This is a genomic window from Arcicella sp. LKC2W, assembly GCF_034931005.1.
Taxonomy (GTDB): domain Bacteria; phylum Bacteroidota; class Bacteroidia; order Cytophagales; family Spirosomataceae; genus Arcicella.
The window spans coordinates 342,182-358,808 of sequence record NZ_JAYGIN010000005.1 but is presented as its reverse complement, the minus strand read 5'-3'; the positions used below and the strand labels follow the sequence as shown (position 1 = coordinate 358,808).

Genomic DNA, 16,627 nt, shown 5'->3' with positions numbered 1-16,627 from the left:
AATGGTAAAAGAGACATTTCGTAACAGACTAAAAAATATTGCACAAGTTTGGATTATCGTATGTGGTCTTGTAAACCTAAATCTTTGAATAATTATATATTATTTAGGAAAGTTATCTATTGAGTGAAACTCCTTTAGTATGGACATCAGAGTGAGCTTTGTTTACTTTCTTTCCCGAAAATAAACGAAATACTACCTCGTCAACATATATTCTATAAGGTTCAATAAAATCGTAAACCATACTCAACTGATTGTAATCATCTCGGTGCAAAAAGCCCAAGTATGGGTCAATTCCGGCAATGATTAAAGCCTTTTCAATTTTAGAGTATAATACACCGTAACCGTAATTCAGAAAAGCGTTAAAAGCATCGTTAGCTGGACGAGATGACCGTCCCTTAAACTGCGATTCAGAAGGTAAAACATAACTCAACGTTTCAAAATATAGTCTCCCTGCTGTACCTTCCAAACCTCTAAGCGTATCTGCAACTTCTGAAGTAGTTTTACCTTCTTGAAGCGATACTGAAACAATTAGATTTTCAATTTTGGTAATTTTATCATTCAAAAAATCTGCGTGTTGTGGACGATGTTTTTTTAAATCTTTAATGAAATTTAATTGGTTCTCAAGTTTCAGAACCAACCAGACTTTCACCCATCTTAACCCCTCAGTGTTCATACTGATTTCGAGTTGGCACTTTCGTATTTTGGTCGTACTCCCCAACTTACTATGCCAAACCCGACCAATGGGAGAACCATTTTGTTCCAAAAACACAATATCTACATTATTCATCATTGCCAGTTTGATAGCATCTGTACTAAGCATCGTACCAGTAGTCATAATGATATGAGTAACTTTTTGTGCAGAAAAAGGCTTAGTAAATAATGTCCCGTCGTCCTCTTTACGTCTAATTTCAAACATGCCGTCTTTTACATGAACATAAGTGCCGTATTTGTTGATGTGTAGCTGCATAAATTTATATTTTTATGATTGTTCCATACCCACGAGAAACTGATTTTCCTAAACCAATCAAATTTGGTAATAAAGCATTGCACATAAAACTTCCCTGAAAGCCCATCATTTTATTATCCTTAAAATTGGTTTCACGAGTTTTTTTCAAAGAAAACTTGCACATAATAGGTTCATTTATTGTCAGTTGACATCCCATTCCATTCAAAAAAGCCAATAGGTTATTTTTCAATATTCTATTAAAGATTATATCTTGTTCATCGAGAGTAGCTTTGATAAAATCACGATAATTATTCTGATTTAGTGCCATCCAAAGACTCTCAAAGCGATATTCGAACAAAGAATTGGAAAGTCCAATATCCACCACAGAATGGTTAATATTTTTAGCCATTACTTCAAAAAAATGCCCATCAATTTCTAAATGCTTAATTTTTAAGAACAAATCCACTAATAAATCAGCCCCTTCACCCAAACCCACAAGTGTGGGTATATGGTCGAGAACTTTATATTGTACAAGTGTGTAACCCTGACGAAACTCTCCAGTATCTTGGAAATGATTATGTAATAAAATAGAATGTTCCTTAAATAAATTGCCAAAAAAACCTCGTAGTTTATGAGCATCACGAGTTTGTAGACGTATTTCGGGGAAGGTAATTGTGGTTTGAGGGAGTTGAATTTTGGTCATATTATAAAATCTTTATCGTCAAGTAATTTAAATCCAGTTTCTAAGTCATAATAGTTTTGCCAATCTGCAACATATATAATGCCTTTATCTTGCTGTTCAGATGATGGTACAAATTTATTTTTGGGAAAACGAGTAACGTATTGTAGTAATGAGGGTTTTATTTTTTTGATTTCTCTTTTTCTTTCAAAATCATCATCTGTTAGTTTGAATATTGACATAAACTCACCCCAAATCTTTAATGATTTATCATCAACTGGCAAAAACACGTTATAATTTCTAAAATCTTCTTCAATCAATTTGAAATTCTTTTCAATATCTTCTAATTGCAAATTTTGAATACAGTCTATTAATTTCTGTGAAGCGTTACTATCTGTCACTTTACGCTTTCTAATTTGAGTAGCATATTCCAAATTCAAATCATACAAGGTTGATTCTTGTATAATCTCATCATGATTTTTTAGTACATCTCTCGAAACCGACAATAATACTTTATCATAAACATATTTACTTTTACCCAAATCAAAAAGTTTAACAGCTCCTTTACCTTTTAATCCATTTCTATTACATCTACCTGCTGACTGATTAATTGAATCAATTGGAGCGAAGTCACGATACACAATATCTAAATCTATATCAACGCCAGCTTCAACTACCTGTGTGGAAACTACAATTTGATGACCTTTTTGAGTCTTAATTTTTTCGATAACCTCTAATCTTTTGAAAGGCAAAATTGAACTTGACAGGTAAAGCACTTCTTCAAACTCTTGCTTCAATTGTTTATGAATTTCTTGCGATGATTTGATAGTATTACAAATTATCAGAAATGATTTGTCGATATTGGCTTTGATGTCTTCAATTAAGAAAGAGCAAAACTCATCAACTGACAAGTGCTTCTCAGAAACTGTTAGTAGTCTTTGATTGATTTCGATTCGTTCAAGATTTTCAAAATACTTTTTAGGATTAGCTAATTCAAGAATTTCATCATTATTATTGAAAATGAATGGTTGTGTAGCCGTTACAAAAACAAACTTAGTTCCAAAATATTCATTCATTTTTTTGAAAACTAATTCAATAACCTCGAAATACTGAGGGGGAATATTTTGGACTTCATCCAAGATAAAAATAGCATTGGTCATATTGTGAAACTTACGAAGTAGTCGGTTTTTATTCGTAAATATTCCTTCCAAAAACTGAACAAAGGTTGTTACAATAAAATCATGTTCCCAGCCATCAGACAAATATTCAGGTTCGTCTTTACTAAGTTTTTCTTCATCATATTGTTCATTTGGCATAGCCAAATAATGATTTTTTGAAAGCCGAGTTTCTAAATTTTCAATATTTGAACTTTTAAGAATTTTTCTGAAAATATTTTCATTTTGGTCAATAATAGAGGTAAATGGCAATACATAAATAACTCTTGGCTTACTTCCGTGTTGCTCATAAAATGCGTTTTGAAGGATAGTTGCTACATTGAAAGCTGAAAAAGTTTTTCCTAATCCTGTTGGAAGTGTAATTGAGAAAAATGCTTTGGAACTGTTTTCAAGAACATTTCTTTGAACCAATTGATAGGCTTCTTCTCTAACAAAGTCTATTGGTTTAGGGGCATCATTTGAAAAGAGATTCGTTTTATAATCGTTAATGATGTTCAGAGGTAAAAGGGTATTTTCTTGAATGTACCAATCTTTATCAGTTTTCAGTAACATCAAATCACCTTTATCTGCTGAAAGCAACAAAGAAAAAAGATAATGTTGTAAGAAAAAGTATTTTACTTCTTTTTTACTTTCAAATTCTGTTTGGTATTTAACAAATTTTCTCCCACTTGATAATTCACTTTTTATCTTTTCCCAATGTTCTTTTGAGGTGATTAACGATTGATTACTTAAAATCTGATTATACGATTCAAAATCTAAAACCTCAATTTGCTTTTCTAAAAACTGAATATCTTTTTGTTCGAGTTGAATTTGCGTCTCCTCATTAGAATAGAAAAAATTAGTCAAATATCCGTGATGTCTTCTAATGATTTTGAGAATAACAAACTTCAAAAATATATCATCGTGTTCAATTTGTTCAATAGCAAAATAACCTCCTATTTTAGCATGATTAGATAAACGGTCATTTTCACCTAAACACTGATTAAAGTAAGCTCGTCGATTTTCATTGAAAAAAGCAAGGTATTCTTTTATAGCTTCTTGATTTTTAAATTCTTGATTATTCTCAGCTTCTATCGTGGCTTTTATGATTTTAGATTGGAAAAAACTGGCTTTCCCAAAATCATGAAAATAGACTACTATTTTCCGAAGTTCATTCAAAAAAGATAGTTCAAAAAAAGTATCTTTTTCAACAAACTTTAAGGATAAAATTTTCTCAGACAGGACATCACAACCTGTTAAATGCTGTTGTAATGTCCTATCTGGATGAGAAATCAAATCAAAACAAGCAGATGTTTTTTCCATCAATTTGATAATATTCGTTTAATCTAACTTTTATAGGTCTTCCATTTCGTTCAAGAAGAACATCATCTCTTTCGGTTACATTTCTTTCTATGTCCATTTCAAGGGCATACATACTCTGTTCAATAATCTGAACTTCGTTTTGTAAAAAACCTTCTCTATCAAATTCTATAAAATGTTTCCTTCGCAATACAGAATCCAGTAATATGCTCTCATTTGAGTCTATCTTTTTAGCCTCAAATTCTCCAATCAATTCAAAATTTGAAGTTAAAAATGCTAAACCTAAACATGGAGTGTAAACGGAATGATGTTTCTCCAAAGCGAGTTTAAGCTTATTATATACTTCATTGTTTTGATGAGAAAAATAAATTCTATATCGTGGCTGATGCACAAACTCCATCATAGTGGGTTTGGGGGGGCTACCTTCTTTTTTACGACCTAATTCAGCTTTTAAATTAATACCTAATCTTTGAAAACGAAGTGTTTTTTGTATGCCTATTCCTATAAGGCATTGTTTGTTTTCAAAGTATTTGAGGTATTCATTCTTGTCTTTCTCCAAACCCAAAATAGCTCCTACATAACCATAGATAGAAGTTTTGGGCGGAATAGCATAAGTCAAAGCAGAAGTAGTAGCGTAGATTTTTTTGAAGTGTGCATAATCACCCCAAATATCAAAAACTAATATCTTCATGTTCGAGTCTTATTTAGTGGGAATAGTTTCGCTTAACTCAATTCTGTCGTCTTTAATGACACTTATAGAAATGATTTTATCATCATATTTTTTGAGTGCTTCGTTTAGACTTTTGGTATCTAAAAAATAGTCAGAAATGTCTTCTAATGACTCCATCGTTTTACCATCTTTCAAAACCATACTCAATCTTTGGCATAAATCACCAATAAAAAAGCTATCCTTATAATCAACTTTTACCAACAAACGTGGCATATGTCCTTTCTTTGAGCGAGTTAAAAGCCCTTTCGTTCCATTCCAAATTGCTTCTGTAAGTTCGGCAATGTCCTCATTAGTTGTGCCAGATTTTTTGGCTGCATTTTCATTGATTGTACCGTGAAACGCAATTAATCCGTAGGTAATATTGTATTCTTCTCTGAATGTTTTTTGTTCTGCTCCTTCCTTGGTGGCAAACGCCCCTGTTCCCTTAATGAAATTATCTTTATAGATATTATTCAAAGAATATCCCATTGAAAATTGTACTGGTCCAGTTAGTTGAAAGTTTTTCCCTTTCACAGCAGAAACACCCCCGAATAATCTTACATCAATAAATTTTGTTTTAAATTCCTTTTCATCTGCATATACACCTGAACGCTGTTCACCTGTAACAGCTTCTGTTCTAATAAAAATATCGCCTTTACCACCTGCTTCTCCATTATAACCTTTGTCGAAAAGGTAGTCTCTAATAGTTCTTTTTAAACGCACGTCTGTAACTAAGCATCTGTTGGTGGCTTCGTCGAGACGTGGGCGGTTTGAATCAAGTGGGTCGCCATTGGGGTTGCAACGCACTACATCATAGATAAATAAAATTTCACTGCGGTTTGTAATCTCTGCCATGATAAATGATAATTTAAGTGTTTTTGATTATTTTATTTTTTTTGCTTCAATTCTGTCAAGCATCCTACTCTTCAAAGATTCTTTTTGAATCGTTAAGCCTAATGAAAAAGCATAAGATGTTTCTACATTGTTTTGTGCTGGCTTGATATTTATAAAAGCCTTATCGAAAGCTATTAAGAGTTTAAGGGCAGCATCATAATCCCCATACAATTTGTCTGCTTTCTCATATTCATCTAACTTTTGTAAAAGCTTAGGCTTTATTTCCATCATTTCACGATAACCGATGTTTAAGTTATTCAGTTTATGAGCGAATGGACGGCTTTTTAAATGGCTTTCTTGTGCATTTAATAAAATTTCTGTTGCACATCCCAAATAAAAAGCAGCTTCTTTTGCTGGGGTATCTTTAAAAAAGGATTCGTGATTGTTTACAAACTCCTCTGCGACATAACTCAGAGTTTGTTTTTCTTGTGTTTCCATATTACCAAAAATTTGAAGGTTTTGTAAATACTGATGGATGACGAATGAACGCTTTACATTCAGAGGAAATGCGAAGCCATCATTTGATACGTTTTTAAAATCTGTACGAAGTAATTCCATAAAAACAGCTAATACTTTATATTCACCTATTTCTGTTTTATAGAAAATAGCTTCCATCACTTGAAAAAATAGAGGCTCTGGGAAATATCTTTTGATTTCTGAAAAAGTCAAGTTAAATCTAAACTCATCTTTTTTAGTTGTAATTTTCGTAAATGAATTATAATAATCTGCAATGGTAGATTTAATATTCAGAATGCTTCCAAATCTTGAGGGTAAAAGGTCTGATAGGTGTAGTTTTATAGAAAATTGAGCTTGTTTTTCTTCGTAAAAAAAGATATCATAGTAAACACTGTTATGATGCAGTTTTTCTTCTGAAATAATCTCATTAAAAATCCCCTCACTATTAATGATAGAATTAATTTGATTTTCAGAATACGTTGTGTTTCCACTTTGTCTTTTCTGAATAAATGTTTCTACAATTTCTTTCTTCAAATCATTATCATTGATAGCGATGAATCTTGGAAGTACATAAAATCGGAGGTTCTGAAAGCCATAAGATAAACCATTAGACAATGCTCTTTGGGTTCCTTCTAAGGTTTTTACAACTTCGGGTGAAACAGGAAACATTTTGTAAGAATTTTTGGCATCAAATCCATTTCTCGAAAACGAAATATCATTTACTGTAAACCCGAGCGTATCAACTCGCCCCCAAACTTCATCAGATTGTTGGTAGGTTACAGAACATATTTTATCATTTGATTTGTATAAATCGCCTTTGCTATTGAAATACTTGTTATAAGCCTCTTCTTCAAGGATATTTCGTATTTTCTCAACTTCACCAATCCATTTATCGTCAATCTTGATAGTGAAGAGATAGTTTTTTTTCTCAGGACAAGTTTGCTCAATGAATGATTGAAAGTGAGTATCAAGGAATGATATGACTTCTTCTTTGGAAAAGAAGATTTTGTAAATTGAAATATTAGCATCTAAGCAACGCTCCAATTTATCCAAAAACTTTATAACAGATTCTCTAAGAGCTTGGCGATTTTTCTCTAAATTTTCAGTCTTATCACCTACTGGAAGATTATAAAAATGTAGCGTTGGAACTAAACTCGTTGAGCGTTTAGCAGCTAATTCCCTAAACAAATATTTTTCTTTCCAAGATTTACGATAATCCTCAATAGTAAGTTTTTGAGGTTTTCCATTGGCAATTTCCAAAAAAATAACGCTTTCATTTTCGTTTTTTTCTGGATAAGGCGAACCGCTTATTTCAAAAAAATGCTTCATTGCATCAATTTCTTTAAGTTGCTCTCCAAATTGATAAATTGTTTTTATCATAGTTATATATTTTTTCAAATTTAATCCACTACTTGTGTCATCTGATGGTACAAAATCTAAAACTCTCCACCAATCTTCAACCGTTCATTCAAATAATTTCTAAGTCCTTCATCGTCAATTACTTTCAATTCGCCAATCAAACCCAAACACCACCTGCCAATACCTGCATAGTTTTGTACATCTAATTTCAATTCATAAGGAAAATCGTTCAGCTCTTTATGCTTGCTTAGATATACTCTCGCTGAAGGATATTCTTCATAAAATAGTTGGAAAGCTCTTTTACTTAAATACAAATGAATAGATATAGATTCTGTCGAAGAACAACCGAAAACATCCACATTCATTGCTTTTCTAATTCCTGTTTTCTTGTCATACTGAATCTCAACATCAGTAATACGTTTTACTTTATACGTTTTTTCTTTTCCTGTCTCAATCGCAGAGAGTGTTGAATAGTCCAAACTCAATTTTAAAGGAGTTACGAATCTATCCTTGATTTCTTCAGTATTTAATGAATGATAATTAATTAGTTTGACAGAACATTCCGAATTTATTGCTACTTGAAGTTTCTGAACGATAGTGCCTAAATGTTTATCTTTCAGTTCGTCTGACTGTGGAGCGATATATGAAGAAGCAGATAGTTTTTTGAGAATACTTGATTTTAGAGGAGTGTTATTAGAAATAGACGCTATACATTCATGTAGTAGTGCCGTTTCTTCTTCTGTGAATGTAGTTTTAGGGGTAGCTTCAAAAATAAAGTATTTATTATTTTTTTTGTCAACGAAATATCCTAATTCTTCTAATAATTCAAGGTCTCGATAAATTGTTTGTCGTCCTACGTTAAACATTTTTGCAAAACTTATTACAGAATATTTAGGCTCGTGTAATAGTTGTAGCAATTTGAATACTCTTTTTATTTGACTTACTTCAGAACTTCTTTCAAGATTCATAAATTATATTGTGTAAAATTAATGAGTCCAAGTTACTTGTTTTTCTTATATCTAAAACTACCGTTAAATAATATTTGCAGACCTTTAGCAACAATTGACTTAGGAATCTATCAATTAAAGGGGATTTTTTAAAAAAATGACCAGAGAAAAAATCAAGTGGGAATATTCAGATGTTTTAGAAAACAATGATTTTGAATCCATTTTCAATATTGTTAATTTTATAGCATGGAAGCACTTTATATAGAAGACCAAATTTTTATACCAATAATTTCAGATTATGGATTTAAAGCTACTTTTGGGAATGAATCTAATACATTATTCTTACGTCGAGCATTACAAGCTCTCATTAAATCTGAAGTTCCAATTACAGAAGTGAAATTTGATAAAAATACTTTTGAAGGTATAACACAAGATGGACGAAGTGGTATTTTTGATTTAGCTTGTAAAGATGAAAATGATAATCACTTTATTGTTGAGATGCAGTACGGAGATGCTCCATATTTTGTTCAACGAATGAAATTCTACGCTTTGCATAAGTTTAATGCGATGGTAAAACGTGGGAAGTTTGATTACGGAACACTCTCTAAAATCTATTGTGTTGCACTTTTGGCTAAGAATATTCTTCCTCATGCTCAGTATCATACTATTGCGAATCTAAGAAATGAAGAAGGAGAACTTTTTGATGACCAAATGACGTTTATTACGATAGAATTAGATAAATTTACAAAAGAAGAAGCTGATTGTCAGACAGATTTAGAAAAATTAATATTTACGATGAGAACTATTCATACAATAACTCAACCGATACAATTTCCGAAATTTTGGGATGAAGACTGGTTAAAGGTTGCCATCGATGAGTTAGATAGTCGTAAAATGACTCCCGATGAAAAAGCGTCCTTAGAAATCTTGATTGCTCGAAATGCGGAATCCGTAAAAGCAGAAAGTAAAAAAATAGAAGCTGCGAGAATGGCTGATAAGATAAAAACGATTAAGAATTTATTAGGCTTAGGAATTTTAACGAATAAACAAATAGCAGAAACGGTTGGTGTAAGTGAAGATTTAGTTGTTCAGTTAGCTGTAAATAGTTAAACTTGATATTATGTTAATCTTAAAGCCCAGTTAGTCTTCAAAAGACTAACTGGGCTTATTTTTTGACAAAGTGAAAAGCATATTTTGTAGTTTATGTCATGCTTTTATGGATTATCTAACAATCTCACCTCACATAAATATTATTACTAAAAACCTTATTAATAGAATTCCATTGAACGGTAGTAGTCTGGGTAATTGCTCCTTGCACATTCGGATTATCAAATTTTTCTTTCAAAATAAAGCGATTATTGATGAGCGAATCACTGGATAATTGCACCACATCCCCGAAACGTTGCACGCTGGTGAGAGAATCCCCACGAAGGTTTAGAACTTGGTATGAGCCTAATTTTCCAACGCTTATGACAGGACTTAGTACAATTTTTCGCTGATGATTCAGCAGTTTATTCGTCGAAAATGGTTTGAGATAAACCTCATATTGATACCATTTATTAACATTTAGCGTGTCATTGTTCTTCCCCGTAATGAAAATCTGAAAATTATAATCAAATATGCTACTGTCGGTAATGGTAATATCTTCTTGCGGGCGACAGCTCCAGCCCATCAATAGAAGACAAAGGATACTTAGATATTTTTTCATTAATTTTAAAGTTTAATTTTTAAACCCAAACCCGCATTTGCTTTTATCCTTTGGGAAATAGCACTGGTGGTTGCGTCGGTGTCTATACGAATAAATATTCCAAAGCCTGAACCAATAAATTTCTCGAAATTCAAACCAATAGTTGCTAATGGATAGACGGTGGAGTTTTGTAAGTTGGTATTGTAGGAATTATTCAAGTTCTCAACGCCCAAGCCTAATCCATAGAGGAATCCCAAGTAAGATAAATGATTTCGTCCCTTCAAAAGTGTATTTTCATAAGCATATTTAAAGACGTAGTTTTCATAATTGCTTGAGACGGTGGTTGCTTTTACAAACTCCTTTCGGTACACAAAATTGAGCCGATGATAATTTCCTCTTGATGTGCCGATGGCATAGGAAACCCCAATCGTTTTTTCTCCATTTTTTAAAGAAAATACACCATCATCTATGAGTAATGGAATCCCTGCGGAGACTTCCAAATAGTTAGCTCCCTTGGTTCTTATTTGGCTGTTCCCATGGAAGGATAGCAAAACCAAGAAGACTAAGTTGAGATATAAAAAATACTTTTTCATAGACTTATAATTGTTTCATTTGGTAGTAAAAAGTTTCAAAATCAATTTTCAGATTGAAATTGCGTCCGCCATTTTTTTCAACTATATCTATGTCAAAAGTTTTATTTTTAGCGATGGCAAACTTGTTGAATAATAAGACAATCCCGTATTCACCTTTGGCTTCTCCAATTTTCCTTTTGGACTTACTTTGATTCGTCAAGTAGAGGAAAGTAGGTTTTACTTCTACTTCCTGAGTCAAATCCCTTTTATTGGTTTCACTGTCACGGATATACGCTTTGAGTAGTTCCACCTCATAATTCAAATGAGACTTATTTTTCATCTTTAAAGTGATAAGTATATTATCATCTTTGGAGAGAATATTCTGAACTTCCATACGCACATTGCCGACGGTATTTCTGATGTGCTTAATATTCTTTTGTTTGAGAGCAAACAAAGACAAAGCTTTAAACGTCGTTTCGTCCAGACCTTCTGATGTTTGGGTAAAAATAATTTTACCATCAGAGTCAATATTATTGATGGCACTGCTCCAGTCCATCGTGATGGGTTCCATGATGATATTTAATTTTGAAGGGTTTTCATTATGGACGATGATGAAAGAATAGTATTTACCTGAAGCCGTTATAACGGTCGCATTGGTTTCAAAAGGCTCTAAAAAGGCAGCTTTTAATTTTAAAATATTGTCCACATTTTCGACTTTTTCACCGATAACATTTTTAGAACCAATGTCAAAATAGACAATTTTAGAATCGAAGACGATGTGCGAAGTCTTAAAAAATGCGACTGAAATGCGGTAACTGCCTTTGATATTACTTTTATTCAAAGCAAGCGTAGGAGGGGAGTTGGTGCTTAATTTCGCTAAAACATAAAGGTTTGAAAGACTATCTTTAGGCGTATTTAGGCGAAGCGAGTCCGATTGAGCTTTTATTTTTACACCAGTCAATAAAAGGCTCAGGAGTATAAGGTATTTAAAGTAATTCATTGGATTAATTCATTTTGATTTGGATGTACAAAAGTTGCCCCGTTTTAATATTGGCTTTGACATCATTGATTTTGGCATTGAGAAATTGATTCGCTCCATTCAAAGATTGATTGACTAAACTGCCTACCACTTGATTTGTAACAGTTGTTCCAATATTTCCCGTTGGCTGATAGACTAATAGGGGATTGACAGAACCTAATGCACTTGAAGCGTTTTGTCCCCATGCTCTTTTGCTTTGTTTAGTATCAAAAGGAGCATTAATACTCAGCCCATCGCCGCCATCAATATCTAAAACTCTGCCTTCTAATGGGTAAAAATCATTCTCTTTGATATAGCCATTAATAGTGATGATAAGTCGGTCGGCATTGATAACACATTTACCTAAAATGATTTGCCCTTTTTCAATAGGACTTCCATTCACAATCGTAGGTTCAGTCACCATGAGTTTGATACTTGAATTATCCCTGACCGTTTTATCTTCGACTAAACGTGCTTTGAGGAGTTGATATTGATTTGAGCGTTTGGAAGCCATTACAGGAACTTGATGAACAGAAGCAAACCCTTCATTCTTTCCATTGGTATAAAAGCGGTTATTATTGTCGATTCTTGGTAGAGAAGCTGTCATTTCTGGAACAGGTACATCCAATATTAAAAAACCGTTTTTATCATACTTTTTACCACGAGTTTGGTTTTGCTCAGAAGCTTCATTTTTAGAGTTACGCAACGAATCTACTTTTGATTTGCCTTCCACCTGTTGAAGTCTCTTTCTCAGAATGCCAATAGTTACATTATCAGTTGTCGCTTTACTTTTGGTTTCATTACTCACAGAAGCATAAACCTGATTCACTGGTGGTTTTCGCAGATAAGTATTACGATTTTCATACGTAGGGGTATAGGTTCGCCTTCTAAAATTAGCCGCCTTGTTTTCTTGTATGATTTCAAGCTGGCGAGCTTTATCATCTTCTTGGGAAGAAGCTCCACCGAGATACGTATTAGGATTTCCTTGATTATGCGTGTTGGTTTGCTCCTGAAATACTTCCTTTTCCTTAATGGTGGTGTCTGAGTTGGCTAATTTTAAATTAATCGCCCCCTTGCCAAAATCACTGGATTGTTCATCCTGTTTCGGTGGAAATACTTTTAAATAAATGGCAACGCCTAAACCAATGATTAAGAGCGATAAAGGATATTTTATGAGCCTAAGATTAAAGAAATTATTCATGTTCTATATCAGATTTTAGAGCGTTAATAGTATTTAATTCATTTCCTCTGATAGATTCTTCAGCGACCAAATTGTTTTTAATCACCTTGATTTTATCCATATAGAAACCATAGAGATTATTGTCCGTTCTATCTCTTTGAACCATCTCAAATTCAGTTACTAAAAACTTTTCTACACTTGCTCCGCCTTGTCCTCTGATTAATTCTTTCCCGTAAAATCTGCCCAAGTTTCCCGCAAAGACAATAGAATCTTGTTTGATGTATTGAATAGAGTTGCGTTGTACAATGTTATTAAAATAGCCCTGAGACTGATAGAATTCGTATAAAGCCCTAAAATCCCCTAAATAAAAACTCTGTTGGATATTGGCTAAAATTTGTCGCTCATCGGGTTCTAAACGAAAGAATAACTCATGTCCTTTACTAACTAAAGCTTTCTTGGTGACAGTTTCGTAACCATCGTTATAGATGTCATACGTTTTACGGATTTCACCATTTTTATCCATCACTAAAGGGTTATCCTTTTCTCGTAAAATACCATCTCTAAAAACAGTAAAGGCGGCTATGGAAACCATTAAGCTAAAAAGAAAAGAGGCTATCATCAGCCATTTGGCTGTTTTGGTGTTTACGTCCACATCCCTGAGATAAGGGATAATGAACTTTTTGGGTGTTTGTTCTTTTGCCATTTTTAAAATACTATTAATGTGGTTATTCCGTTTGATTTAACTGATTAAATGCGGATTTGCCATGATTTTGGATTGGTAATTATAGACCTCATTACAGTGGTCAATCACTTTAAAATATTGGAAGTTGTTTTCCTTAGAGAGTTTATCTAAATAGTCCAGCGTTGGAATCAGTTTATTGTTAAACTCCATCGCCATCAGATATTTCACTAAGTTTTTCTCTTTAGCTTCAGTGGTATAAGTCCAATATTCTTTGGGAGATAAAAGCAGACCATACACGCCATACAATTCAGCCGTCCAGTAAATGAAAAGCTCCCTGAATTTATCGGTAGTTTTTAAATCACGATTCATGGAGAGAATCATGGCGACGTGTTTTTCTTGCAGAGAAAGCACTTTAGCAATGGCTTCCATTTTAGAAGCATATTTCGCCATCGAGAGAATAAACTTGATGTCCGATTGAGAAACGACCGTATCTTTAATGATGTCATTGCTGATAATATCGTTGAGTTCCTGCGTGACTAAACCAATTGTTCCGTTGAACTTCCGAGCCGTTTTATAAACTTCTTTGATGTACTCCGCAAACATTTCGGTCATGATGGCTTTCCAAGCTTCTTCGATGACTAAGAACTTTCGTTGGTTCTTTTTCTCCTTCAAAATCTCTTCATACGTTCCCATCATGTACAAAACAATCAGCGGAAAAAGCACCTTATTCCCTTTGATATTATCCAATTCAAAGACAATTAAACGCTCATTACGTAAATCAATATCATAGTGACCATTCAGCACCTCTTGATGAACACCGCCCAAATAAAAGATTTTCATGACATCCAAAAAATGCTCAATTCTAAATTCTTTGGAAGTATTCAATTGTTTTAATTCCTTTTCCTTAAAAGCCCCTTTCATATACTCGTAGTAAGTATCAAATTTGGCTTCGATAGAAACTCCAGATTTTTTGGAAGTCGCTAAGTAATTGTAATAAAACATGATGGAAGAAAGCAGAATGTTCTCATCAAGTTTAGTGTAGGCATCATCACCTTTCCATGCTTTCAAAAGAATTTTGAGAATCATATCAATGCGACGCTCTCCTGGCATTTCACCATCAATTTTGAAAGGATTAATCTTGACAGGTTGCCCAGGGTCAAAAGAGAAATAAGAACCTTTGAAATAATGCTTGCAAAGCGTCTCATAACTATGTCCCACGTCCACCACCATCACAAAAGCCCCCGATTCAACGGCGGTTCTAATGAGTGTATTCATGGTAACAGACTTTCCTGAGCCTGTTGGTCCTAAACAAAAGAAATTGTAACCCGTAATGGCTTTTCTTTGTCGGGAGTTACCCGAATCGGCAAAAATATCTACGCAAGTTCTTGCTCCATTCCGATTGAGCATGGGAAAGCCCACCGCCACTTTACCATCGTTGGCAGAAGTTTCTTCAAAATTGAAAAAGCAAGAAGCCACCTCATTATAAGTCAGAATCATTTGGTCAGCTCCAATATTCCCTACGTTTCCTGGCATCGTATTTAAGAAAACCAAAGGCATTTCAGCATGAGACTCCGAAGGAATTAAATCACGTTTTTTGAAACCCACATGAATAGCCGATTTTAAATCCTTGAATTGCTCCAGCGTTCCTTCCGTCCAAAAGATAAGATTCGCATAAAAGCGAATGGGAAAAAGCCTACCTGAAGAATCTACTAAGTTTTTCAAAAACTCCTCAGTATCTAATAAGGATGTTCTATTCTCCTCCGAAAAGGAATACAAACTGTTTTTAGTTTTTATCAGTCTTCTTAACTCATCCTTACAATCCTCAATACTTTCTTTAAAAACCACCACATTGTAAATGGATTCCCCATCAATTTTGTGGGTGAAATCCTTGCATAAAGCAGAAGGGAAGAAACTAACCTCCGTACTTAATTTGGGGTCATTGATGAAAGATGAAACGGTGTCATTAATGGACAGAATAGAATCAATGTTAAAAATACCGCAACGCTTATTGCCAATGTTGAGGGTATTTTCCTCCCGATTGTAGTGGATTTCTTTGATAGAATCTTGTTTGTCTTGTGTAAGCATTAAATACTGCTCACACAAGCTCAAAGCCCCCGTAGTCCCTTGTAATGTCTGATTATCAACCTGAGTAAAAACAAAAGGTAAACCATTCCCCAAGACATTAAGGTAATCCGAAACAGCATCCAAGAATTTTTCAATGGTATCTGAATCAAAATCCCTTTTAGAGAGATTGATTTGACTACTAAACACCCCATTCGTATTGAGAGCCTTTTTAGAAGGGTGAGTTTTACAGAGGGTAAAGTGTAAATAGCTTTTGGTTTGTTTAAAAGCTTTTTCAAATAATAAACTTTCATTGGCTTGCCCTAAATAGGTTTCCTGAGAACGTTGCAAGTTTAGTTCAGTATCATCGTAGAGACAAGTGGTAAAGAAAGTTTGGGCGTGTAAGAAAGTGTGGTTAGGCAATTGAGCGAAAGCACTTCTGAAGTTTTCATTAATGAGTTTATAATCATCGGTGCTTAGTGAATTCAAATGAGAAAAAGTAGCTTCGTAGCTCACCGTAATATCACCATTGCGTGAGATTAAAGCCGAGATAGTGGGTTCTAAACCAATAATCGGAAAATTGTTCGCTAAGTTTATTTCCATGTTATTTTCAATAAATTACTTCCGTAATTATTTTTTAGCTGTATTGAGAATATGAATAGAATCAATGTTAGGTCGTTTCATCAGCATTTTATCCACCGTTTTAAAATATCTAACAAAGGTTTTACTCAAACCAAAAGCCCCCATTTCTTTGAGGAAATGGAAGGCTTTGTAGCAAACAAGAGCAGTGGAGCAAAAAGTTAGAGTAATGGTAAAAATGTAGCTAAAGAAGAGTCCAAATAAGATACTTGAAATAACGCTTGTCGCAAAGAAGCAAGCCAACAAATACCAAATAGAACTCATAGGAAATCCTTTAAAAAAGGGAGGATTGTTTGCTCCTTTGTGCGTTCTGAATTGAGCCAT

General features: G+C 33.6%; 15 protein-coding genes. 1 reads left to right on the top strand and 14 read right to left on the bottom strand.

Features of this window, described 5'->3' with window-relative positions; all coding sequences use genetic code 11:
- Nucleotides 1–112: 112 nt before the first annotated feature.
- From cas1 to VB796_RS06820, 7 genes are read right to left on the bottom strand one after another with little or no spacing between them, the layout of a single operon-like run.
- A complete protein-coding gene (gene cas1 / locus VB796_RS06850; protein ID WP_323345774.1) occupies nt 113–967 on the bottom strand; it encodes a CRISPR-associated endonuclease Cas1 in 855 nt (284 codons plus the stop codon).
- A 4-nt stretch (nt 968–971) separates the two neighbouring features.
- Nucleotides 972–1,649: a CRISPR-associated endonuclease Cas6 gene (locus tag VB796_RS06845; protein ID WP_323345773.1), complete on the bottom strand. Its 678-nt coding sequence runs from the start codon at nt 1,647–1,649 to the stop codon at nt 972–974.
- Nucleotides 1,646–4,102, bottom strand: coding sequence for a CRISPR-associated helicase Cas3' (gene cas3 / locus VB796_RS06840; RefSeq protein WP_323345772.1), 2,457 nt, complete (start codon nt 4,100–4,102; stop codon nt 1,646–1,648). Before cas3 ends, VB796_RS06845 begins: the two co-directional genes overlap by 4 nt.
- Nucleotides 4,077–4,790, bottom strand: a complete 714-nt coding sequence (gene cas5b, locus VB796_RS06835) for a type I-B CRISPR-associated protein Cas5b (RefSeq protein ID WP_323345771.1) — start codon at nt 4,788–4,790, stop codon at nt 4,077–4,079. The genes cas3 and cas5b overlap by 26 nt, the downstream gene beginning before the upstream one ends.
- 9 nt (nt 4,791–4,799) lie before the next feature.
- The gene (gene cas7b, locus VB796_RS06830) at nt 4,800–5,663 is read right to left on the bottom strand and encodes a type I-B CRISPR-associated protein Cas7/Csh2 (protein WP_323345770.1); all 864 of its coding nucleotides are present in this window, start codon (nt 5,661–5,663) and stop codon (nt 4,800–4,802) included.
- 27 nt (nt 5,664–5,690) lie between these two features.
- Nucleotides 5,691–7,538, bottom strand: coding sequence for a TM1802 family CRISPR-associated protein (locus VB796_RS06825; RefSeq protein ID WP_323345769.1), 1,848 nt, complete (start codon nt 7,536–7,538; stop codon nt 5,691–5,693).
- A gap of 56 nt (nt 7,539–7,594) precedes the next feature.
- On the bottom strand, nt 7,595–8,485 hold the full coding sequence (locus VB796_RS06820; RefSeq protein ID WP_323345768.1) for a helix-turn-helix transcriptional regulator: 891 nt from the start codon (nt 8,483–8,485) through the stop codon (nt 7,595–7,597).
- A gap of 225 nt (nt 8,486–8,710) precedes the next feature.
- Between VB796_RS06820 and VB796_RS06815 the strand changes: the two genes are divergently transcribed.
- Nucleotides 8,711–9,574, top strand: coding sequence for an Rpn family recombination-promoting nuclease/putative transposase (locus VB796_RS06815; RefSeq protein WP_323345767.1), 864 nt, complete (start codon nt 8,711–8,713; stop codon nt 9,572–9,574).
- Between the two features lie 124 nt (nt 9,575–9,698).
- Here the strand turns inward: VB796_RS06815 and VB796_RS06810 are convergent, their stop codons facing one another.
- From VB796_RS06810 to VB796_RS06780, 7 genes are read right to left on the bottom strand one after another with little or no spacing between them, the layout of a single operon-like run.
- A complete protein-coding gene (locus VB796_RS06810) occupies nt 9,699–10,172 on the bottom strand; it encodes a hypothetical protein (RefSeq protein WP_323345766.1) in 474 nt (157 codons plus the stop codon).
- Between the two features lie 5 nt (nt 10,173–10,177).
- A complete protein-coding gene (locus VB796_RS06805) occupies nt 10,178–10,744 on the bottom strand; it encodes a hypothetical protein (protein ID WP_323345765.1) in 567 nt (188 codons plus the stop codon).
- A 4-nt stretch (nt 10,745–10,748) separates the two neighbouring features.
- Entirely contained in the window at nt 10,749–11,723 is a 975-nt protein-coding gene (locus VB796_RS06800; RefSeq protein ID WP_323345764.1) for a DUF4138 domain-containing protein, read from the bottom strand.
- A gap of 4 nt (nt 11,724–11,727) precedes the next feature.
- Nucleotides 11,728–12,942, bottom strand: coding sequence for a conjugative transposon protein TraM (gene traM / locus VB796_RS06795; protein WP_323345763.1), 1,215 nt, complete (start codon nt 12,940–12,942; stop codon nt 11,728–11,730).
- Nucleotides 12,935–13,624 carry a hypothetical protein gene (locus VB796_RS06790; protein ID WP_323345762.1) on the bottom strand — a complete coding sequence of 230 codons (690 nt, stop codon included), beginning with the start codon at nt 13,622–13,624 and terminating at the stop codon, nt 12,935–12,937. Before VB796_RS06790 ends, traM begins: the two co-directional genes overlap by 8 nt.
- A gap of 36 nt (nt 13,625–13,660) precedes the next feature.
- Nucleotides 13,661–16,267 carry a TraG family conjugative transposon ATPase gene (locus VB796_RS06785; protein WP_323345761.1) on the bottom strand — a complete coding sequence of 869 codons (2,607 nt, stop codon included), beginning with the start codon at nt 16,265–16,267 and terminating at the stop codon, nt 13,661–13,663.
- A 27-nt stretch (nt 16,268–16,294) separates the two neighbouring features.
- Entirely contained in the window at nt 16,295–16,627 is a 333-nt protein-coding gene (locus tag VB796_RS06780) for a DUF4133 domain-containing protein (protein WP_323345760.1), read from the bottom strand.